Origin of the sequence: Paraburkholderia sp. A1BS-2L, from assembly GCF_051125205.1 — a bacterium.
GTDB lineage: Bacteria > Pseudomonadota > Gammaproteobacteria > Burkholderiales > Burkholderiaceae > Paraburkholderia.
Map to the genome: position 1 here is coordinate 1,302,583 of NZ_CP120428.1, position 22,203 is coordinate 1,324,785.

Annotated in this window: 14 protein-coding genes and 1 tRNA gene; 8 read left to right on the forward strand and 7 right to left on the reverse strand. The window is 64.5% G+C overall.

Features of this window, described 5'->3' with window-relative positions; genetic code table 11:
- Positions 1 to 59 precede the first annotated feature (59 nt).
- Complete coding sequence (locus P5W98_RS05850; protein ID WP_434718467.1) at positions 60 to 2,153, forward strand: prolyl oligopeptidase family serine peptidase; 2,094 nt, start codon at positions 60 to 62, stop codon at positions 2,151 to 2,153.
- A 46-nt stretch (positions 2,154 to 2,199) separates the two neighbouring features.
- Here P5W98_RS05850 and xth read toward each other — a convergent pair whose 3' ends face one another.
- A complete protein-coding gene (gene xth, locus P5W98_RS05855; protein ID WP_421043966.1) occupies positions 2,200 to 2,985 on the reverse strand; it encodes an exodeoxyribonuclease III in 786 nt (261 codons plus the stop codon).
- 317 nt (positions 2,986 to 3,302) lie between these two features.
- The gene (locus P5W98_RS05860) at positions 3,303 to 4,289 is read right to left on the reverse strand and encodes an NAD(P)H-dependent flavin oxidoreductase (protein ID WP_434718468.1); all 987 of its coding nucleotides are present in this window, start codon (positions 4,287 to 4,289) and stop codon (positions 3,303 to 3,305) included.
- A 258-nt stretch (positions 4,290 to 4,547) separates the two neighbouring features.
- Between P5W98_RS05860 and P5W98_RS05865 the strand changes: the two genes are divergently transcribed.
- Complete coding sequence (locus P5W98_RS05865) at positions 4,548 to 5,093, forward strand: PadR family transcriptional regulator (protein WP_434718469.1); 546 nt, start codon at positions 4,548 to 4,550, stop codon at positions 5,091 to 5,093.
- Positions 5,094 to 5,242: 149 nt separating this feature from the next.
- Positions 5,243 to 5,319: transfer RNA gene (locus P5W98_RS05870), tRNA-Met, on the forward strand.
- Between the two features lie 91 nt (positions 5,320 to 5,410).
- Here P5W98_RS05870 and P5W98_RS05875 read toward each other — a convergent pair.
- Entirely contained in the window at positions 5,411 to 6,115 is a 705-nt protein-coding gene (locus P5W98_RS05875) for an aspartate/glutamate racemase family protein (RefSeq protein WP_434718470.1), read from the reverse strand.
- Positions 6,116 to 6,249: 134 nt separating this feature from the next.
- Here P5W98_RS05875 and dinB point away from each other — a divergent pair, with 134 nt between their 5' ends.
- A complete protein-coding gene (gene dinB, locus P5W98_RS05880) occupies positions 6,250 to 7,407 on the forward strand; it encodes a DNA polymerase IV (RefSeq protein WP_434718471.1) in 1,158 nt (385 codons plus the stop codon).
- Positions 7,408 to 7,492: 85 nt separating this feature from the next.
- Positions 7,493 to 8,779, forward strand: a complete 1,287-nt coding sequence (locus tag P5W98_RS05885) for an amidohydrolase family protein (protein ID WP_421079351.1) — start codon at positions 7,493 to 7,495, stop codon at positions 8,777 to 8,779.
- A gap of 113 nt (positions 8,780 to 8,892) precedes the next feature.
- On the opposite strand, the gene P5W98_RS05890 is transcribed toward P5W98_RS05885, so the two are convergent.
- The 4 genes from P5W98_RS05890 to fixL all read right to left on the reverse strand — a co-directional run bounded on the left by P5W98_RS05890 (position 8,893) and on the right by fixL (position 15,598).
- Entirely contained in the window at positions 8,893 to 10,992 is a 2,100-nt protein-coding gene (locus P5W98_RS05890) for a M3 family metallopeptidase (protein ID WP_434718472.1), read from the reverse strand.
- Positions 10,993 to 11,303: 311 nt separating this feature from the next.
- Positions 11,304 to 12,158, reverse strand: coding sequence for a bifunctional methylenetetrahydrofolate dehydrogenase/methenyltetrahydrofolate cyclohydrolase FolD (gene folD / locus P5W98_RS05895; protein ID WP_434718473.1), 855 nt, complete (start codon positions 12,156 to 12,158; stop codon positions 11,304 to 11,306).
- 276 nt (positions 12,159 to 12,434) lie between these two features.
- The gene (fixJ, locus tag P5W98_RS05900; RefSeq protein WP_129561776.1) at positions 12,435 to 13,085 is read right to left on the reverse strand and encodes an oxygen response regulator transcription factor FixJ; all 651 of its coding nucleotides are present in this window, start codon (positions 13,083 to 13,085) and stop codon (positions 12,435 to 12,437) included.
- Complete coding sequence (gene fixL, locus P5W98_RS05905) at positions 13,082 to 15,598, reverse strand: oxygen sensor histidine kinase FixL (RefSeq protein WP_434718474.1); 2,517 nt, start codon at positions 15,596 to 15,598, stop codon at positions 13,082 to 13,084. The genes fixJ and fixL overlap by 4 nt, the downstream gene beginning before the upstream one ends.
- 296 nt (positions 15,599 to 15,894) lie before the next feature.
- On the opposite strand from fixL, the gene aceE reads away from it, so the two are divergent.
- The 3 genes from aceE to lpdA all read left to right on the forward strand — a co-directional run bounded on the left by aceE (position 15,895) and on the right by lpdA (position 22,195).
- Positions 15,895 to 18,591: a pyruvate dehydrogenase (acetyl-transferring), homodimeric type gene (gene aceE, locus P5W98_RS05910; RefSeq protein WP_421023698.1), complete on the forward strand. Its 2,697-nt coding sequence runs from the start codon at positions 15,895 to 15,897 to the stop codon at positions 18,589 to 18,591.
- A gap of 80 nt (positions 18,592 to 18,671) precedes the next feature.
- On the forward strand, positions 18,672 to 20,318 hold the full coding sequence (gene aceF / locus P5W98_RS05915; protein ID WP_434718475.1) for a dihydrolipoyllysine-residue acetyltransferase: 1,647 nt from the start codon (positions 18,672 to 18,674) through the stop codon (positions 20,316 to 20,318).
- Positions 20,319 to 20,419: 101 nt separating this feature from the next.
- Positions 20,420 to 22,195, forward strand: a complete 1,776-nt coding sequence (gene lpdA / locus P5W98_RS05920; protein ID WP_434718476.1) for a dihydrolipoyl dehydrogenase — start codon at positions 20,420 to 20,422, stop codon at positions 22,193 to 22,195.
- Positions 22,196 to 22,203: the final 8 nt, after the last annotated feature.

Below are 22,203 nucleotides of genomic sequence, written 5' to 3' on the forward strand. Positions count from 1 at the left end.
AAGGCGCTTCGCGCGTGGTGGGGCATAATCGACGCTGGTTTTTCCGTCGATGATCGAATATGCCCGTGACTTCCCCGTGGCCCGCCGAGGCCGATCCGTTCCTCTCTCTCGAATCGCTCGACGACCCCGCCGCCATGGTCTGGGTCGAGGCCCAGAACGCGCGCACGCGCAGTGCGTGGCAAGGCGGCGAACGCTTCGAAGCATTGGAAAAGCGTCTTGCACAGGCCTATTTGCCGCGCGAGCGGCCCGTGATCCCGAGCCGCTGGCAGGAGTGGGCCTACGATCTGTGGGAAGACGAGGACAATCCGAAGGGCTTGTGGCGCCGCGCGAAGTGGGCTGACTGGCGCGCGCGCAAGCCGCAGTGGCAAACGCTAATCGACTTCGACGCACTCGGCGCGGCTGAACGCATGCCCTGGGTGTGCGCGGGCATCGACATCCTGTATCCCGACGGCGACCGCGCACTGATCCAGCTATCGGACGGCGGTGCCGATGCCGTCACCGTGCGCGAGTTCGATCTCGAAAGACGTATGTTCGTCGACGGCGGTTTTGCGATCGAGAAGGAAGGCAAGCACGTCATCTCGTGGATCGACCGCGATACGGTGTACGTCGGCTGGGACGCGGGCGGCAAGCTCGGCAAGAAGACGCTCACGCGCTCGGGTTATCCGCGCGAAGTGCGCCGCTGGACGCGCGGCACGCGCCTCGCCGATGCACCCGTGGTGTTCCGCGGCGAGTTCGACGACATCAGCGTGGAGGGCGATTACGACCCTGTCGAGAAGCGTCATGACGTGGTGCGCAGCGTCGACTTTTTCGATTCCTTGACGTACCGGCTCGACGAGCGCGAGCAGTGGCAGCTTTACGACGTGCCCTCGCACGTGGCAGTGGGCGCGTGGCATGGCTGGCTGATGCTCGAGCCGAGGCTCGACTGGTCGCTCGGCGAACACACCTGGGCGGGCGGTTCGCTGCTCGCGATCCGCGAAGACGCATTTCTTGCTGGCGAGCGCAACGTCACACCGCTTTTCACGCCCACGCCGGTGACGTCGGCGTGCGACTGGAGCACGACGAAAAACGTCCTGATCGTCTCGTGGCTCGACGACGTGCAAAGCCGCACGATGCTGTGGCAGCCGCAGCAGCAAGACGGCACATGGACGTGGCAATCACGTTTTTTCCCGGCGCGCGCGAGCTCGCAGGTGGATGTGTCGCCGATCGAGGACACGCTCAACGACGAGGTCTTCGTCGATGTGGACGACTATTTGCTGCCGCCTGAATATTGGCTTGCCGATCTCGCGCAGCAGGACCTGCAGAACTGGGAGCTGCTCGATCGCTGGCCCACGCAGTTCGATGCCGCGCCGCTTGCGGTGATCCGCTCGCATGCGCGTTCCGCGGATGGCACGATGGTGCCGTTCACCGTAGTGGGCCCGCGCGCCGCACTCGAGGGTACGGCGCGCAAGCCGCTGCCATGCCTGTTGACGGGGTATGGCGGCTTCGCTATCGCACTCACGCCCCAGTATCTGGTTGGCTCGGGCATCGGCTGGCTGGAGCAGGGCGGCATCGTCGCCATCGCCCATATTCGCGGTGGCGGCGAATATGGCACCGCCTGGCATGTGAGCGCGCAACGCGAGCATCGGCAGCGCTCGTTCGACGATTTCATCGCCGTGTCGGAGCAACTGGTCGCAGAGGGATATACGAGCGCGGCGCAACTGGGCATCAAGGGTGGCAGCAACGGCGGCTTGCTGGTCGGCGCGTGCATGGTGCAGCGTCCGGAACTGTTCGGCGCAGTCGTGTGCGAGGTGCCGCTGCTCGACATGCAGCGCTATCCGCTGCTGCATGCCGGCGCGTCCTGGGTGGATGAATACGGCGATCCTGAGGATTCCGAAGAAGGGCGGGCGCTTGCCGAATATTCGCCGTATCAGCGCGTGAAAGCCGGCGTTGCATACCCTCCCGTGCTTTTCACTACCTCGACGAGCGACGACCGCGTGCATCCCGCACATGCGCGCAAGATGGTCGCGCGCATGCAGGAGCAGGGGCACGCGAACGTCTGGTATCTGGAGAACACCGAGGGCGGCCACGGGCCAGGCAGCGACTCGCTGGAGCGCGCGCAGTACGACGCGCTTGTGTACCGCTTTTTGTGGACCACGCTCGCCGCAACGTGGTGAGCGGCGCGGGCTGAGTGCCCGCGCGCGACTGGCGCGACTGGCGCGCTCAGCCCGCGATCTTCAGATCGGCCACGACCGGCGTATGGTCCGAAGGTTGCTCCCACTTGCGCGGCACCTTGTCGATTTCGCACGACACGAGCGCGGGCGTGAGCGTGGGCGAGAGCAGGATGTGGTCGATGCGCAAGCCCGCGTTGCGGCGGAACGCGAACATGCGATAGTCCCACCACGTGAACGTCTTGTCGGGCTGCTCGAACTGGCGGTAGGCGTCGACGAAACCGAGCGCGATGAGGCGCTGGAATTGCGCGCGCTCTTCGGGCGAGACGAGATTCTGTCCCTCCCAGGCCTTGGGGTCGTGCACGTCGCGGTCTTCCGGCGCGATGTTGTAATCGCCGAGCAGCGCGAGCTGCGGATGCCGCCCCATCTCTTCGCCGAGCCAGTCGTGCATCGCGTCCAGCCAGCTCAGCTTGTAGGCGAATTTTTCGGTGCCGGGCGCCTGGCCGTTCGGGAAATACGCACTGACGATGCGCACGCCGTCCACCGTGGCGGCAATCACGCGCTGCTGCGGGTCTTCGAAACCGGGGATGTTGCGCACGATCGTGGCCTCGTCGACGGCCAGTCCATCGCGCACGAGAATGGCCACGCCGTTATAGGTCTTCTGGCCTGCGAACCAGCTGCGGTAGCCTTGAGCCTCGAGTTCGGCGCGCGGGAACTTGTCGTCGGTGAGCTTCAGCTCCTGGAGGCAGAGCACGTCCACCTGGCTCTGCCCGAGCCAGTCGATGACGTGCTGCAGGCGGACCTTCAGGGAATTCACATTCCACGTTGCGATTTTCATGAATGAATGAGCGTTGGATCGGCGAAATACCGAATCATAACGCCCGACGACACAGGGCGGGCCGCCGCCGTGCCACGCCGGAGGCGGATGGGTTCGACGCGACGCATTTGGTGCGCCGGACTTTTTTCGTCGGTGAGAAATGTTCTTCGGCAAGGACCGCTTGCGCGATGTCGAAGAGGAGACTGCACGGGTGAGGATCGTCGAGTGAATGCGAGTGTGCCAGGTGCGGCATGTGCGAAGCGCGTGTGCTTCGCGAGCGGGTGCGGGGAACGCCGGTGTTTGCACCATGCGTTCCCCTCGTCCTACGTTGCCGTGGATCAGGCTAGCGCCGCGGCTTCGGCACTCGCGCTCGCCACACCCAGGCGTTCGCGCGCGGCTTCGTATTCGCGCTTCAGGCGCGCGATCAGTTCGGCAGCGGGTACGATGCGCTTGACCGCGCCGATGCCCTGGCCTGCGCCCCAGATGTCCTTCCACGGCTTCACGCGGGTCGAGCCGAAGTTCATCGCCGACGGATCGGATCGCGGCAGCGCGTCGGGATCCAGGCCGCTCGCCACGATGCTCGAACGCAGGTAGTTGCCGTGCACGCCGGTGAAGAGATTCGAGTAGACGATATCGCTCGCGCCGCTTTCGACGATCATCTGCTTGTAGGCGTCGACCGCATTCGCCTCATCGGTGGCGATGAACGCCGAGCCGACATACGCGAGGTCCGCGCCGGCGGCTTGCGCCGCAAGAATTGCGTTGCCGTTGCCGATTGCGCCTGAGAGCAGCAACGGGCCGTCGAACCATTCGCGAATCTCGTGGATGAGCGCGAACGGCGAGAGCGTGCCCGCATGTCCGCCCGCGCCGGCAGCGACGGCGATCAGGCCGTCCGCGCCTTTCTCGATGGCTTTCTTTGCAAACGTGTTGTTGATTACGTCGTGCAAGACGATGCCGCCCCAGCCATGAATGGCCTGGTTCACGTCCTCGCGCGCGCCCAGCGACGTGATCACGATGGGCACCTTGTACTCGGCGCATACGCCCAGATCGTGCTGGAGGCGGTCATTCGACTTGTGGACGATCTGGTTCACCGCGAACGGCGCAGCGGGCTGATCGGGATGCTTCGCATTGTATTCGGCGAGCTCGGTCGTGATGCGGTCGAGCCATTCGCCCAGCACGTGCTCGGGCCGCGCGTTCAGAGCGGGGAACGAGCCGACCACGCCCGCCTTGCACTGCGCGATCACGAGATTGGGGTTCGAGATGATGAAAAGCGGCGAGCCGACGACGGGAATCGAGAGGCCGCGTCGCAGGACGGCTGGCAGGGCCATGCGTATCTCCTTGTCGATGGGAGCGGGCGGGTGTGCGCCGGACTCCATCTCATGCAAAGCTGAATGAAGGCGGCGGCCGGATTTGGGCGCCGCCGTGTTGTTCGCGTTGTGCGCCCGTGCTGGCGGGCCAACAGGATGAAACATAGCAAACCGGCGGACACTATGCAACTGGTTGCATAGTGTCCGCATTCAAGCTCGAACGGGACGAGACACGGGAAACCGGGGCGGCATCGCAGGGACCTGGTTTAGAATCGCCTGATGTCGACCCCTCACGCCATCCTGATCGCCCTGCTGGAAAAGCCGTCGTCCGGCTACGACCTCGCCCGGCGCTTCGACCGGGCGATTGGCTATTTCTGGCATGCCACGCATCAGCAGATCTACCGCGAACTCGGCCGCATGGTGGCGACCGGTTGGGTTGCCGTTCTGGAGGAGGACGACGCACACGCCGGCGCCACGCGCAGGAAGGTTTACCGCGTGCTGCCGGTAGGCCGCGAAGAAGTCGAGCGCTGGGCGCGTGAAACGCGTCTGGGCCCCGACGACCGCAACGTGTTCTTGCTGAAGCTGCGCGCCGACGCCGTGATCGGCCCACTAGGACTGGGAGAGGAAGTGCCGCGGCTCATCGAGGAAGCGCGTGCGCGCCTCAAGACGTATCGCGAGATCGAGCAGCGCGATTTCGGCGCGCCGGTGCTCACGCGCGGGCAGCAGTTGCAGTATGCGATTCTCAAGGCGGGGATACGCACGCAGGAATCGTGGCTTGAATGGGCCGAGGAGCTCAAGCCGCTTCTCAATGACGACCAGGCGTAGCGTTCAATGCAATGGTCATTGCAAATAAGTTTGGCTTCCGAATCAACCTCGATGCGCCGATATGAGCAAGGTCGCTCCCGACATGGACGACTGGAAATAAAGTGTTGACGCGAACACAGGATGTGCCTATAATTGTTTTCTCTGACGGACGCGGGGTGGAGCAGTCTGGCAGCTCGTCGGGCTCATAACCCGAAGGTCGTAGGTTCAAATCCTACCCCCGCAACCAGGAAAGATTCTCAAAGCCTGCATGATGAAAGTCATGCAGGCTTTTTCCGTTCTGGGCGCGCAATCCGTGCCCGCCTGTCATCCAGCTCGCCTCAGCGACCCTGGTTTTCCAGCGCCCAATCCACAGCCGCCTGTGCATGCAGTGCGGTCGTATCGAACACCGGTATTGCCGAGTCCTCGGGTTTGATCAGCATCGTGATTTCCGTGCAGCCGAGGATGACGGCTTGCGCGCCCCGTGCTGCGAGCGCTTCGATCACCCGCTGATACACGCCGCGCGATTCCGCTTTCACGGCGCCATGACAGAGTTCATCGTAGATGATGCGATGCACGTCCAGGCGCTCGCGCTCGTCGGGCACGAGCGCCTCGATGCCGTGCACGTTGCGCAGCCTGCCTGTATAGAAGTCCTGTTCCATCGTATAGCGCGTGCCGAGCAGACCCACGCGCGTCACGTCCGCCGCGCGCAACGCGTCGCCGGTCGGATCGGCGATATGCAGGAAGGGGATCGCAATCGCCGCTTCGATCGATGCGCACACGCGATGCATCGTGTTGGTCGCCAGCAGCACGAGATCGGCGCCGCCGCGTTCCAGTTGCGCGGCCGCCCGCGCCATCTGCACGCCCAGCGCGTCCCAGTCGCCCGAGCGCTGCAAGGCTTCGATATCGGCGAAATCAACCGTCGCCATGAGGCTGCGCGCGTTGTGATGTCCGCCGAGCCGCGCCTTCGCGTAGCGGTTCAGCAGCCGGTAATATTCCGCCGACGACTCCCAGCTCATCCCGCCAATCACACCGATCGTTTTCATCGCCACTCCCGCAATGGATTGAAATGATCGGACGAGTATAGGCATGTCCGCGTCGCTGTACAGGTACGGTCCAGCACGCGTGCCGCAGTACGGCGAGGCCAGGCTGCGCGGACAGTTTTCTTGAAAATGGCACTGTGTTTTTGTACAGTATCGGTACTTTGAACACGCTTTCTTCCGACCTCTCGCCGGCTGCCAGCTTCGCTCGCAAGATCATCCATTGCGATTGCGACTGCTTTTATGCATCGGTTGAAATGCGCGACGACCCCACGCTGCGCGGGCGCCCGCTTGCGGTGGGCGGCAGGCCGGACCAGCGGGGCGTGATCGCCACCTGCAATTACGAGGCGCGCCGCTTTGGCGTGCACTCGGCCATGTCGTCGGCGCTCGCCATGCGCAAGTGTCCCGATCTGCTGATACTGCCCACGGCGATGGAGAAGTACCGCATCGCCTCGCGGCAGATCATGGCGATTTACCGCGATTACACGGCGGACGTCGAGCCGCTCTCGCTCGACGAGGCTTATCTCGACGTGTCGCGCACCACGCGGTGCAAGGGCAGCGCCACGCTCATCGCAAATGAGATTCGCGAGCGCGTGCGCGAGACCGTGGGGGTGACGGTATCGGCAGGCGTTGCGCCCAACAAGTTCGTCGCCAAGATCGCTTCCGACTGGAACAAGCCCGATGGGCTCTTCGTCGTGCGTCCGCATGAGGTCGATGCATTCGTTGCGGCGCTGCCCGTGCGCAAGATTCACGGCGTGGGCAAGGTCACGGCGGCCAAGCTGGAGAGCCTTGGGCTGTCCACGTGCACGCAGTTGCGCACGTGGTCGCTGTTCGATCTGCATCGGCGTTTCGGCGTGTTCGGCAAGCGGCTCTACGAACTGGCGCGCGGCATCGACGAGCGGCCCGTGCGCGCGGATCAGGAGCGCAAGTCGGTAAGTGTCGAGACGACCTATGTGAACGATCTGCTCACGCTCGAAGCGTGCAGCGAGGAGCTCAAGCGTCTTGCCGTGCAACTGGACGCGCGCATCGAGCGCGCCGGCTGCGCGCACGCCGTGCGCAAGCTCTTCGTGAAGATCCGCTTCGCGAATTTTCAGCGCACCACGGTCGAATGCGTGGCCGACGCCACCGATCTGCCCACGCTGCTCGCTTTGCTCGAGAAGGGGCTGGCGCGGCGCAAGCTCGCGGTGCGCCTGCTGGGCGCGGGCGTGCGGCTCGAAGAGGACAATCCCATGCTGCGCGGCCAGTTCGCGCTGTTCGACGACGATCCCGAAGACGACGACCGCGAAGCGGGGGCGTGAATTCATGCTCCGATAGAATCAAGGCGGAACCGAAAAAAAGCGGCATCAACGCGCAGTACAAGAAAACGCCAGCAAGGAGCCATGCATGGATCTGATCATTCGCCGCGCCGTGCTCGCGCATGCGCATCCGGCCGGGCATCCCACGGTCGATATCGGTGTCGAGGCGGGGCGCATCATTGCCGTCGAGCCGCATCTCGCGGCGCAGGCGCCAGAGGAGATCGACGCGGCTGGTGCGCTCGTCAGCGCGCCGTTCGTCGACGCGCATTTCCACATGGATGCCACGCTGTCCTGGGGGCTGCCGCGCGTGAATGCGTCGGGCACGCTGCTGGAGGGCATCGCGCTGTGGGGCGAGCTCAAGCCGCAGCTCACGCAAGAGGCGCTCGTCGAGCGCGCGCTGCAGTACTGCGATTGGGCCGTCGCGCGCGGGCTGCTGGCGATCCGCTCGCACGTCGATGTTTGCGACGCGCGCCTGCTTGCCGTCGAGGCGCTGCTCGAAGTGAAGCGCCGCGTGGCGCCGTACCTCGACTTGCAACTCGTGGCGTTTCCGCAGGACGGACTGCTGCGCAGCCCCGGCGCGTTCGACAATCTCAAGCGTGCCATCGCGATGGGCGTGGACGTGGTGGGCGGCATCCCGCATTTCGAGCGCACCATGGCCGACGGTGCGGAGTCGGTGCGGCTGCTCTGCGAATTCGCGGCGGAGCAAGGCCTGCGCGTGGACATGCATTGCGACGAGTCCGACGACCCGCTCTCGCGCCACATCGAAACGCTCGCGGCGCAAGCGCATCGTCTCGGTTTGCACGGCCGCGTGACGGGCTCGCATCTCACGTCGATGCACTCGATGGACAATTACTACGTGAGCAAGCTCATCCCGCTCATGCGCGAGTCCGGCGTGGCAGCGATCGCGAATCCGCTCATCAACATTACGCTGCAGGGCCGCTCCGATACCTATCCCAAGCGCCGCGGCATGACGCGCGTGCCCGAGCTGTTGGCGGCGGGCATCAACGTCGCGTTTGGCCACGATTGCGTGATGGATCCCTGGTACAGCTTCGGCTCGGGCGACATGCTCGAGGTCGCGCAGATGGGGTTGCACGTCGCACAGATGACGGGCGTGGAGGCGTCGCGCACATGCTTCGACGCGGTCACGGTCAATCCCGCGAAGATTCTCGGTCTCGAAGGCTATGGCATTGCGCCGGGAAGCGCGGCCAATCTCGTGGTGCTCGATGCGCGCGATCCTGTCGAGGCGATTCGGCTACGTGCAGTGCGCCTTGCTGTGGTGAGCCGGGGCCGGGTGGTGAGTCGCCAGCCCGCGCAACGCGTGTCGCTTGCGCTCGAAGGACGGCCCACGAGCGTCGATTTCAGGCTGCACCGGTAAGCGACTCGCCATCAGATTCGCCAATAGATTGGCCAACGAGCGGTGGACGATGAAAAACCGCGCATGGAATGCACTTCCATGCGCGGCTTTTCGTGAAGGTGCGCGAGGCGCGTTTAGTGCTGTGCCGGCGGCTGCTCCATGCCGTTATGGCGCAGCAGCGCATCGATGTTGGGCTCGCGTCCGCGGAACGCCTTGAACGATTCCATCGCCGGGCGGCTGCCGCCCACTTCCAGAATCTCCTTGCGATAGCGCGTGCCCGTGGCCGCGTCGAGCACGCTCGACTTCGCGGCTTGCGCGGCTTCTTCGAACGCCGCGTAGGCATCGGCGGAAAGCACTTCGGCCCACTTGTAGCTGTAGTAGCCCGCCGCGTAGCCGCCCGCGAAGATATGGCTGAAGGTGTTCGGCCAGCGCGAGAACGGAGCTTGCGCAATGACGTGATAGCGCGCGTTGATCTCGCGCGCGAGATCGTTCACGGTCTTGCCCTTCGAGGCGTCGAAGTCCACGTGCAGCGCCATGTCGAACAGCGAAAACACGATCTGGCGCAGCGTGCCGAGGCCGCTCTGGAAGTTCTTCGCGGCGAGCATCTTGTCGAAGAGTTCGCGCGGCAGCGGCTTGCCCGTGTCGACGTGCGAGGTCATCTCCGTGAGAACGTCCCACTCCCAGCAGAAGTTCTCCATGAACTGCGAGGGCAGTTCGACCGCGTCCCATTCCACGCCGTTGATGCCCGAGACCGAGAGCTCGTCCACGCGCGTGAGCATGTGATGCAGGCCGTGGCCGAATTCATGGAACAGCGTGATGACTTCGTCGTGCGTGAAGCACGCGGGGCGGCCGCCCACCGGCGCGGAAAAGTTGCAGGTGAGATACGCGACCGGCGTCTGCACGCTGTCGCCCTCGAGCTTGCGGCGCGAGCGTGCATCGTCCATCCATGCGCCGCCGCGTTTGCCTTCGCGTGCGTAGAGGTCGAGATAGAACTGCGCGACCAGGGTGCCGTCCGCGTTCTCGACTCGGAAGAAGCGCACGTCCGGGTGCCAGACGGCGGCTTTGTCGTCGCGGATGCGCACGCCGAACAGTGTTTCCGTAACCTTGAAGAGGCCCTTGAGCACGAAGTCTTCGGGGAAATATTGCTTGACCTCGTTCTCCGAGAACGCGTAGCGCTTTTGACGCAGGCGTTCGGCTGCGAAGGCCATGTCCCACGGCTCGATCTGCGCGAGGCCGAGTTCGTTCGCAGCGAACTCGCGCAGTTCCTGCCAGTCTTTTTCGGCGTGCGGGCGTGCGCGCGCGGCGAGGTCTTCGAGGAAGCTCGTGACCTGCGCGGGCGACTCGGCCATCTTCGGCGCGAGCGAAACCTCGGCGAAGTTGTTGTAGCCGAGCATCTTCGCTTCTTCGGCGCGCAGCTTGAGCTGATCGTCGACGATTGCGGTGTTGTCCCAGTCGGGCTTGCCGCCGCCGTATTGAGGACCCAGCTCCGATGCGCGCGTGACGTAGGCGCGATACATCGTCTCGCGCATCGCGCGGTTTTCCGAGTATTGCAGCACCGGGAAATACGAGGGGAAGTGCAGCGTGAACTTCCAGCCTTGCTTGTCCTCGCGCTCGGCGGCTTCGCGCGCGGCAGCGATCACGTCGTCGGGCAGGCCGGCGAGCTCGCTTTCGCTCGTGGCGTAGAACGCATAGGCGTTGGTGGCGTCGAGCACATGGTCGGAGAACGCTTTCGCGAGCGACGCCTGGCGCTCCTGCAGCTCGGCGAAACGCGGCTTCTGGTCTTCGGGCAACTCCGCACCCGAGAGGCGGAAGTCGCGCAGCGAGTTATCGAGAATCTTCTTGCGCTCGGTGGAAAGCAACTGGAACGAATTGTGGTTCGCGATGGCCTTGTACTTCTCGTAGAGCGCGAGATTCTGGCCGACGCTCGACCAGAATTCGGTTACGCGCGGCAGGTTCTCGCCATACGCGGCACGCAGCTCCGGCGTGTCGGCTACGGCATTCAGGTGTCCGATCATGCCCCAGGCGCGCGAGAGCGGTTCGGTGGCGCGCTCGAGCGGTTCGACCACGTCGCTCCACTGCGAGGGCGTCATGGGTTGGGCCGCGCGCTCGACCGCGGCGTTCGCGTTCGCGAGCAGCACGTCCAGTGCGGGCGTTACGTGTTCGGGGCGGATCTCGCCAAAGCGCGGCAGACCGGTGAAATCGAGCAGCGGATTATCGGAGGGAGTAGTTGCCATGATGCGTCCTGTTCCTTCTGTCGCGGTTGATTCGCAATGAAATGGGCCGATGCGCAGCCGGGGAGGGCCGGGGCGCCGCGCGCTTTCGCACGCCCCGAAATTCCGGTTATTGGGGCGCAGTGCGCGCTTTCCAACCGGAGCACCCGTGCAAATTAACAGAAGTCGGGCCGAGGCGGCGCAATCGACGCGCCGCGCTCTGCGCATCGCCAGTGCATGCACGAAAAAAACGGCCCAAGCAGGAATGCACAGGGCCGTTTTCAGTGAAGCGTTCGCAACCGCGTGCCGGTCTGGCAAGCGGTTGCTGGGCGTGCCTAGGCGCCAGCTGCACGCTCCGCGGCTTCGATCGTGTTGACGAGCAGCATCGTAATGGTCATCGGGCCGACGCCGCCCGGCACCGGTGTGATGAAGCCGGCCACGTCCTTCAGGCCCGCGAAATCGACGTCGCCGCACAGTTTGCCGTTGTCGTCTCGATTCATGCCCACGTCGATCACGGTGGCGCCCGGCTTGATCATGTCGGCGGTCACCACGTTGCGCTTGCCCACGGCGGCCACCACGATGTCCGCTTCACGCGTGTGTTTCGCGAGATCGCGCGTCTTGCTGTGGCAGACCGTGACCGTGGCGCCCTTTTCGAGCAGCAGCAGCGCCATCGGCTTGCCGACGATGTTCGAGCGGCCGATCACCACGGCGTTCGCGCCTTCGAGCGGGATCTGGTACTCCTCGAACATCTTCATCACGCCATAGGGCGTGCAGGGGCGGAACAGCGGCCGGCCGGTCAGGAGCGCGCCGGCGTTGGCCACGTGAAAACCGTCCACGTCTTTTTCCGGTGCGATCGCCTCGATCACCTTGTGGCTGTCGATGTGCTTGGGCAGCGGCAACTGCACGAGGATGCCGTGAATCTTCGGGTCGCGGTTCAGTTCGTCGATGCGTTTGAGCAGATCGGCTTCGGAGAGCGTTTCGGCGTAGCGGTCGTACGACGAACGGAGGCCGTTGTCTTCGCAGGCCTTCACCTTGTTGCGCACATAGACTTCGCTCGCGGGATTGTCGCCGACCAGCACGACCGCGAGGCCAGGCTGATGGCCGCGGGCAGTGAGGGCGGCGGCGCGCGTGGCGACGTCGGCGCGCAGTTTCTTGGAGAGGGCGAGGCCGTCGATGAGGGTGGCTGTCATGGTCGGTCGAATCGAGAGTGGGCGATGCGCGGATGCATGCCGGAGCGCGGCGGGTCGCTTGACGCTGGTTTGACGCCCGTGCGCAGGGAGAGGCGGGGCGCCGGCTGCAAAGGGCGACATTATACCCGCGCGGCGCGCGCGAACTGTCGCGGCCAGACGAAACACGGGCCGAACGAAACAGGAAGAAGCGATGGGAATGTGGTAGGGAAGGCGCCGCGCGGCGTCATGCGCCGCGCAAGATCATGCCTTCCCCGTCGCGCCGTTCTGGCAGCAGTTTTATTGCTGCTGCGCCTGTTGCGGCTTGTTGGAAAGCGCGAGACGCAGCAGGTCGGCGACCGTGTTCACGTTGAGCTTTTCCATGATGTTCGCGCGGTGCGCTTCGACGGTCTTGATGCTGATGCCCAGATCGTCGGCGATCTGCTTATTCAGGCGGCCCGCGATGATGCGCTCGAGCACCTGGTGCTCGCGCGCCGTGAGCTTGCCGAGCCGCTCGGCCGCAGCGCGCTGCTGCTGCACGTTGGTGCTTTCGCTGCGGGCCTTCTCCAGCATGCGCTCGACGAGCTTGCGCAGTTCGGCTTCGTCGAACGGCTTCTCGATGAAGTCCATCGCGCCCTTCTTCATGGTGGAGACGGCCATCGGCACGTCGCCGTGGCCGGTCACGAAGATGATCGGCAACGAGGCGTTTTCGGCGATCAGGCGCTCCTGCAGCTCGAGTCCGCTCATGCCCTGCATGCGCACGTCCAGAATCAGGCAGGCGATTTGTCCGGCTTGCTGCGCCGGCTGGTACGCATCGAGGAACTCTTCCGCGCTCGTGAAGCACTGCACGCGGTAGCCATTCGCTTCGAGCAGCCAGCGCAGGGAGTCTCGTACGGCTTCATCGTCGTCGACAACAAAGACGGTTTCCTGAGTGGTGACTGGGCTGTTCATGGCTCTCCCGTAACGGTTTGTGTAGTCGGCTCGTCGGATCCGTCGCGCGAGGAACGGTCCGTTTCGCCGATGGGCAGACTGCAATGGAATGTGGCGCCGCTGATGTGGCCGTCGGCTTCGACGTTGTTGACCACCCAAAGACGCCCGCGATGCGATTCGATGATCGAACGGCAGATATTCAGCCCCATGCCCATGCCATCGGACTTGGTGCTGTAGAAAGGTTCGAAGAGACGCTCGGCGGTAGCCTCGTCGACGCCCGGGCCCTGATCGACCACGCTAATGCAGACGTTGCCGCCGTCGCGCTTCACGATCACGCGGATCACCGGATCGACCGCATTCGGGCGCGCCTCGGCCATAGCTTCGGCGGCGTTCTTCAGAAGATTGACGAGCACCTGCTCGATGAGCACCGGATCGACGTAGATCACGGGCATGCGCGAGCGCATGTCGGTCACGATGCGGATGCGGCGCTTGCGCGCCTCGATTTCGGCGAGCCCCACGGCGTCGGCGACAATGTCGGCTACGCGCGTGGCCTGGCGCTTGGGCTCGCTGCGCTTCACGAATTCGCGGATGCGCTTGATGATCATGCCCGCGCGCACCGCCTGCTGCGCGGTCTTTTCGAGCACGGGCAAGAGGTTGTCGGGCGCGGCGCGCCCTGACTTCACGAGCGCGACGGTGCCCGAGGCATAGTTGTTGATGGCGGCGAGCGGCTGGTTCAGCTCGTGCGCGAGCGACGAGGCCATTTCGCCCATCGTCATGAGGCGGCTCGTGAACTGCAGCTTCTCGTCTTGCTGGCGGGCCAGTTCCTGGGCCTGCTTGCGCGTGGTGATGTCGGTCGCGATCTGCATCTGCGCGAGGTGGCCGTCTACCCACTGGATGTACTGGCGCCGCACCTCGAACCACTTCTGGATGCTCTCGACATAGACTTCCTGGGCATCGGCGGCGCTTTCGGTGAGCGCGGTGGCGGGCAGGCCCGCGTAGGCGTCCACCATGTCGATCGAATCCGACGACGCTGCAGCCGAATCGAAGCCGCCGCCGCCGGCCAGTTCTAGATGGCCGTCCGGGCGGATGCCGAAGAGGTGGCGGTAGTAGCGGTTTGCGAACAGCAACTCGGCTTCGTCGGCGGCGAGCACCGAGACGGCGGCGTCGAGGCTCTCCAGCACCGTGGTGAAGCGCTCGTGCGCGGCGGCGAGTTCCTCGCGCGCGCGCTTGGGCTCGGTGATGTCGGTCATCGACGACATCCAGCCGGTCTGGCGGCCCGAGCTATCGATGAGCGGCGAGACATAGAGGCGCGCATGGAACTGCGAGCCGTCCTTGCGGCGCACGCGCAGCTCGAACCCCGAGGAGGGCGCCTTGCCACGCAGCGTCATGTCGAGCTGGCGCTGCATTTCAGGGTAGGCGTCGCGCGGCCAGTAGGGAAACGGCGCATGCTTGCCCACGAGGTCGCTTTCGTCCCAGCCGGTCATGCGGCAAAAGGCGGGGTTCACGTGCGTGATCCGCCCGTGCATGTCGAGCACGCGCATGCCGATCAGCACCGAATTTTCCATCGCGCGCCGGAAGAATGCTTCCGCGTACAGCGCCTGCTGCGCTTCGAAGCGCTGGCGCGTATGCTTCCAGAGACTCCACAGGCTCCACAGGACGAAGCACGAAAGTCCCGCAACCAGCCACACGAGCGTATTGTTCGTGAAGTTGGTCATCTGCGGATACGAGTACACGCGCACGGAGACGCCCTGGCCCGGCGGGTCGAGCGGCAGGTCGTAGTAGACGTCGTGCGGCAGGCGCGGGCGCGTCGAGGTGGTGGCGAGCTCGCGGTTGTTCGCGTCGATGAGCGAAATCTTGTACTTGGCGGACAGCTCAGGGGGGATGTCGTGCTTGAGGATCCCTTCGACCGAGAACACGGCGGCCACCGAACCGAGGAACTCGCGGTCGCGGTAAACCGGCGTCTGCAACGTGATATAGCCGTTGCCCACGTCGTCGTAGATGAGCGGCGAGTAGACCTGGCGGCGCGTCGAGCGGGCTTCGGTGAAGGCGGCCTTCACGGCCTCGTCCATCTGCGCGTCGTTGGGCTTGGCCAGGCGCTGGCCGAACACCGGCATGGCCGTGTTGGGCCAGCGCGGCTCCTGCTGGCTCGTATACCAGTTCAGATAGAGGATCTCGGGGTGACCCTGCATGATGTCCGTGGTGGACGTCTGGAAGTACTGCGGGTCGTTGTGGCCGGCAACCAGGTCGCGCTGGAGCGCCTGCAATTGCTCCTGCGCGCCCGTCATGGAGAGGCGGATCTGCTGCTGGGCCCAGGCGACGTTGCGGTAAAGCGTGTCTTCCTGCTGTTGCTGCTCGCGGCGGTTCAGGCTCCACAAGATCAGGCTCATGACGATCAGGAATACGAGGATCGACAGGAGCGGCGTCAGCAAATAGGAATTCGACCACCAGGGTCCGTGGTGCCAGCGGGACGGCGATGACTCGCCGGGCGAACCGGGCGGTCGCGCCGAGCGTGCGAAAAGCCGTTCGGTCAACATGGCAAGGATTGTAGCTCAGCGTAAGAGTTCCAAACGCCGTGAAAAAAGCAGCAATTCGCCGATAAACGGGTGCGAACTGGCGGATATCGGCGAAAGGGCACGAACGATTCAGCTTGCGACGCAGCAATTTTCCACATTATAAAAATCAATCTCGCAATTCGAAAAATTCCTTGCATGAAGCGAGATGCGGTAATTACAATCGCCCGCAATGCTGATGCGGAGGGTCCTGTCACGTCGCGAGGGTCGTCATCCGCATGGTCCGATCAACAGCGTTCCCCTACATCCAGGAGACGAGTATGTCCGCTGTACCCGACGAAGTCCTGAAATACATTGCCACCGAAAAGGACGAAGATCCTCAGGAAACCGCCGAATGGCTGGAGGCGCTGGACGGCGTCATCTCCACCATTGGACCCGACCGCGCTCACTATCTGATCGAGAAGCAGATCGAATTCGCCCGCGTGCATGGCGAGCATCTGCCGTTCTCGGCCAACACGCCGTACATCAACACGATTCCCGTTGCCAACCAGGCCAAGAACCCCGGCGACCAGGACATCGAACACCGCATTCGCTCGTACACGCGCTGGAACGCCATCGCCATGGTGCTGCGCGCGGGCAAGAACACGAACGTGGGCGGCCACATCGCCTCGTTCGCTTCCGCCGCGACGCTCTACGACGTCGGCTACAACCACTTCTGGCGTGCTCCGTCGCCGGAACATGGCGGCGACCTCGTTTTCGTGCAGGGCCACTCGTCGCCGGGCGTCTACTCGCGCGCGTTCCTGCTCGGCCGCCTGTCCGAGAACCAGCTCGACAACTTCCGCCAGGAAGTGGGCGGCCAGGGCATCTCGTCGTACCCGCACCCGTGGCTGATGCCGGACTTCTGGCAGTTCCCGACCGTCTCGATGGGCCTCGGCCCGATCATGGCGATCTACCAGGCACGCTTCATGAAGTACCTGCAGGCGCGCGGCATTGCGAAGACCGACGGCCGCAAGGTCTGGGCCTTCCTCGGCGACGGTGAAACGGACGAGCCGGAATCGCTCGGCGCGATTGGCATGGCCGGCCGCGAGCGTCTGGACAACCTCGTGTTCGTCATCAACTGCAACCTGCAGCGTCTCGACGGCCCGGTGCGCGGCAACGGCAAGATCATTCAGGAACTCGAAAGCGAGTTCCGCGGCGCCGGCTGGAACGTCATCAAGGTCATCTGGGGCAGCCGCTGGGACGCGCTCTTCGCGCGCGACAAGTCGGGCGCGCTGATGCGCCGCATGATGGAAGTCGTCGACGGCGAGTACCAGACGTACAAGTCGGAGTCGGGCGCCTATGTGCGCGAGCACTTCTTCAACACGCCTGAACTGAAGGCGCTGGTCGCCGACTGGTCCGATGACGACATCTGGAACCTGAACCGTGGCGGCCACGATCCGCACAAGATCTACGCGGCATTCCACCAGGCACAGCACGCGAAGGGCCAGCCGACCCTGATCCTCGCCAAGACGATCAAGGGCTATGGCATGGGCGAAGCCGGCCAGGCCATGAACATCACCCACCAGCAGAAGAAGATGCAGGTGGACCAGCTCAAGAAGTTCCGCGACCAGTTCCGTCTGCCGATCACGGACGAGCAGCTCGTCGACGTGCCGTACCTCAAGTTCGAGGAAGGCTCGAAGGAGCTCGAGTACATGCGCCAGAAGCGCATGGACCTCGGCGGCTATCTGCCCGCGCGCCGCCAGAAGGCGGAATCGCTGCCGGTGCCGGCGCTCGAAGCGTTCGATCCGCTGCTCAAGGGCACGGGCGAAGGCCGTGAAATCTCCACGACCATGGCGTTCGTGCGTATCCTCAACATCCTGCTCAAGGACAAGGCGCTCGGCAAGCGCGTCGTGCCGATCGTGCCGGACGAGTCGCGTACCTTCGGTATGGAAGGCCTGTTCCGCCAGATCGGCATCTGGAATCAGGATGGCCAGAAGTACGTGCCGGAAGATGCTGACCAGCTGATGTTCTACAAGGAATCGCAGACGGGCCAGATTCTCCAGGAAGGCATCAACGAAGCCGGCGGCATGTGCGACTGGATCGCAGCCGCGACGTCGTACTCGACGCACGGCGAGATCATGGTGCCGTTCTACATCTTCTACTCGATGTTCGGCCTCCAGCGCATTGGCGATCTGGTGTGGGCGGCGGGCGACATGCGTTCGCGCGGCTTCCTGCTGGGCGGCACCGCGGGCCGCACGACGCTCAACGGCGAAGGCCTGCAGCACGAAGACGGCCACTCGCTCCTGTGGGCGGCATCGGTGCCGAACTGCGTCACCTATGACCCGACGTTCGGCTACGAACTGGCCGTGATCATGCAGGACGGCCTGCGCCGTATGGTCCAGGAACAGGAAGACGTGTTCTATTACATCACCGTGATGAACGAGAACTACGAGCATCCGGCGATCCCGCAGGGCGAAAACGTTGCGGCCGATATCCTCAAGGGCATGTACTCGTTCCGCAAGGGCGACGCGAAGGCCAAGGGTCCGCGCGTTCAACTGATGGGCGCGGGCACGATCTTCAACGAAGTGATCGCGGCCGCCGACCTGCTCAAGAACGACTGGGGCGTCGAGGCCGACCTCTGGAGCGTGCCGAGCTTCACGGAACTCGCTCGCGAAGGCCACGAAGTCGAGCGCTGGAACCTGCTGCACCCGAGCGAGCCGCGCCGCGAGTCGCACGTCGAGAAGCTGCTCAAGGGCACGGAAGGCCCGGTCATCGCATCGACCGACTACGTGCGCGCACTGGTCGACCAGATCCGTGGCCTCGTGCCGCGCAAGTTCGTGGTGCTCGGCACCGACGGCTTCGGCCGCTCGGATACGCGTGAGAATCTGCGTCACTTCTTCGAAGTCGATCGTTACTGGACGACGGTCGCAGCGCTCAACGCGCTCGCGGACGAAGGCAAGATCGAGCGCAAGGTCGTCGCCGACGCCATTGCGAAGTACAAGCTCGACCCGTCCAAACCCAACCCGATGACTGTCTAACACATCATCCCCCTGTGCATGGCATGAGCGTCTCCTCGAAGCGAGGAGGCGCGTCGTATGCGGCCCCGGAGACACTAACAATGAGTCAAACGATCGAAGTCAAGGTGCCGGACATCGGCGATTACAAGGACATTCCTGTGATCGAGGTGCTGGTGAAGGCGGGCGATACCGTCGAAAAAGAGCAGTCGCTGATCACGCTGGAATCGGATAAGGCGACCATGGATGTGCCGAGCCCGGCTTCGGGCACGGTCAAGGAAGTGAAGGTCAAGCAGGGCGACAACGTGTCGGAAGGCACGCTCGTGCTCTTGCTGGACGGCGCTGCCGCGGTTGCGGCTGCAGCGCCTGCCGCTGCCCCCGCTGCTGCGCCCGCAGCCCCTGCTGCACCCGCTGCGCAGGCAGCCGCGCCCGCTGCGAGCGGCGGCGCGCAAAGCGTCAAGGTCCCCGACATCGGCGACTACAAGGATGTGCCGGTCATCGAGATCGGCGTGAAGGTCGGCGACCGCGTCGAGAAGGAGCAGTCGCTCGTCACGCTCGAGTCGGACAAGGCGACCATGGACGTGCCGAGCCCGGTGTCCGGCGTCGTCAAGTCGATTCTGGTCAAGGTCGGCGACAACGTGTCGGAAGGCACGGAAATCGTCGTGGTGGAAGCTGAAGGCGCAGCGGCTCCCGCCGCCGCACCGGCTGCGAAACCGGTCGAAGTGCCGTCGGACGCGCCCCAGGCCGTGCCGGCCAAGGCCGCTCCTGCAGCGCCGTCGGCGCTCGCGCAGGCGCCGATCATCCCGGCAGGCGAAGGCGGTTCGCGCCGTCCGAGCCACGCATCGCCGTCGGTGCGCAAGTTCGCACGTGATCTGGGCGTGGACGTTGCACGTGTCACGGGCACGGGTCCGAAGGGCCGCATCACCCAGGACGACGTCACCGCGTTCGTGAAGGGCGTGATGACGGGTGCGCTCGCGGCGCCTGCTGCCGCGGCAGCACCTGCCGGCGGCGGCGCTGGCCTGAACCTGCTGCCGTGGCCGAAGGTCGACTTCACGAAGTTCGGCCCGATCGACACGCAGCCGCTGTCGCGCATCAAGAAGATCTCGGGCGCGAACCTGCACCGCAACTGGGTCATGATCCCGCACGTCACGAACAACGACGAAGCGGACATCACCGACCTCGAAGCGTTGCGCGTGCAGCTGAACAAGGAAAACGAGAAGGCGGGCGTTAAGTTCACGATGCTCGCGTTCGTCATCAAGGCCTGCGTCGCCGCGCTCAAGAAGTTCCCGACATTCAACGCGAGCCTCGACGGCGACAACCTCGTCTTCAAGCAGTACTACCACATCGGTTTTGCCGCCGACACGCCGAACGGCCTCGTCGTCCCGGTGATCCGCGACGCGGACAAGAAGGGCCTCGTCGACATCGCCAAGGAAATGGCCGAGCTCTCGAAGCTCGCGCGCGAAGGCAAGCTCAAGCCGGACCAGATGCAAGGCGGCTGCTTCTCGATCTCGTCGCTCGGCGGCATCGGTGGCACGCACTTCACGCCGATCATCAACGCACCGGAAGTGGCGATCCTCGGTCTGTCGAAGAGCGCGATGAAGCCGGTGTGGGACGGCAAGCAGTTCGTGCCGCGCCTCACGCTGCCGTTGTCGCTCTCGTACGATCACCGCGTGATCGACGGCGCAGCTGCCGCGCGCTTCAATGCGTACCTTGGCGCGATCCTCGGCGACTTCCGCCGCGTGATTCTGTAAAACCGCTTCATTGACCGGCTGACGCCGCCACGTCGCACGCGCAGTGTCCATGCGCGTGCGCGGCACGGCGAGCGCGGCCGGTCGTTCCAATAGGGGACACCATGAGTCTCGTCGAAGTGAAAGTGCCGGATATCGGCGACTTCAAGGACATCGACGTCATCGAAGTCAACATCAAGGCCGGCGATGTGATCGAGAAGGAGCAGACGCTGCTCTCGCTCGAGTCGGACAAGGCCACGATGGAAGTGCCCAGCGACGTCGCGGGCACCGTAAAGGAAGTGAAGATCAAGGCTGGCGACAAGGCGTCGCAAGGCACCGTGATCGCACTGGTCGAAGTGTCGGCTGCTGCTGCCGCGCCTGCGCCGGCTGCCGCACCGAAGGCCGAAGCGGCTAGGGCTGCCGAGGCCCCGAAGGCTGCCGAAGTTTCGAAAACCGCCGCGCCGCAAGCCGGCAGCTTTGGCGGCAGTGCCGATGTCGAATGCGACATGCTCGTGCTCGGCGCCGGCCCCGGCGGCTATTCGGCAGCGTTCCGTTCGGCCGACCTCGGCATGAAGACCGTGCTGGTCGAGCGTTATTCGACGCTTGGCGGCGTGTGCCTGAACGTGGGCTGCATCCCGTCGAAGGCGCTGCTGCACACGGCGCTCGTGATCGACGAAGCCGCTGCGCTCGAATCGCACGGCATCTCGTTCGGCAAGCCGCAGATCGACCTCGACCGCCTGCGCGACTTCAAGTCGGGCGTCGTCAAGAAGCTCACGGGTGGTCTCGCCGGCATGGCGAAGGCACGCAAGGTCGAAGTCGTGACCGGCGTGGGCACCTTCCTCGATCCGTACCACATGGAAGTGGCGGGCGAGAGCGGCAAGAAAATCGTCAAGTTCAAGCAGGCGATCATTGCCGCGGGCTCGCAAGCCGTCAAGCTGCCTTTCATTCCCGAAGATCCACGCGTGGTCGATTCGACCGGCGCGCTCGAGCTGCGCCAGATCCCGCAGAAGATGCTGGTGATCGGCGGCGGCATCATCGGCCTCGAAATGGCGACCGTCTACTCGACGCTCGGCGCGCAGATCGACGTCGTCGAAATGCTCGACGGCCTGATGGCCGGTGCCGACCGCGATCTCGTGAAGGTCTGGGAGAAGTACAACGCGAAGCGCTTCGCGAATGTCATGCTCAAGACCAAGACGACGGGCGCCGAGGCGAAGGACGATGGCATCTACGTCACCTTCGAGGGTGAGAAGGCGCCCGCCGAGCCGCAGCGCTACGACCTCGTGCTGGTCGCCGTGGGCCGCTCGCCCAACGGCAAGAAGATCGGCGCGGACAAGGCCGGCATTGCCGTGACGGATCGCGGCTTCATCGAGGTCGACAAGCAGCAGCGCACCAACGTGCCGCACATCTTCGCGATCGGCGACATCGTCGGTCAGCCGATGCTCGCGCACAAGGCCGTGCATGAAGGCCACGTGGCAGCGGAAGCGGCGCACGGCGAGAAGGCATACTTCGACGCCATGCAGATTCCGTCGGTGGCCTACACCGATCCGGAAGTGGCTTGGGCCGGCAAGACGGAAGAGCAGTGCAAGGCCGAAGGCATCAAGTACGGCAAGGCAGTGTTCCCGTGGGCCGCTTCGGGCCGCGCGATCGCCAACGGCCGCGACGAGGGCTTCACCAAGCTGATCTTCGACGAAGAGACGCATCGCGTGATCGGTGGCGGTATCGTCGGCCTGAACGCGGGCGACCTCATCAGCGAGGTCTGCCTCGCGGTGGAAATGGGCGCGGATGCGACCGACATCGGCAAGACCATCCACCCGCACCCGACGCTGGGCGAGTCGGTGGGCATGGCCGCCGAACTGTATGAAGGCGTCTGTACGGACCTACCGCCGCAAAAGAAGAAGTAAGTTTGCCG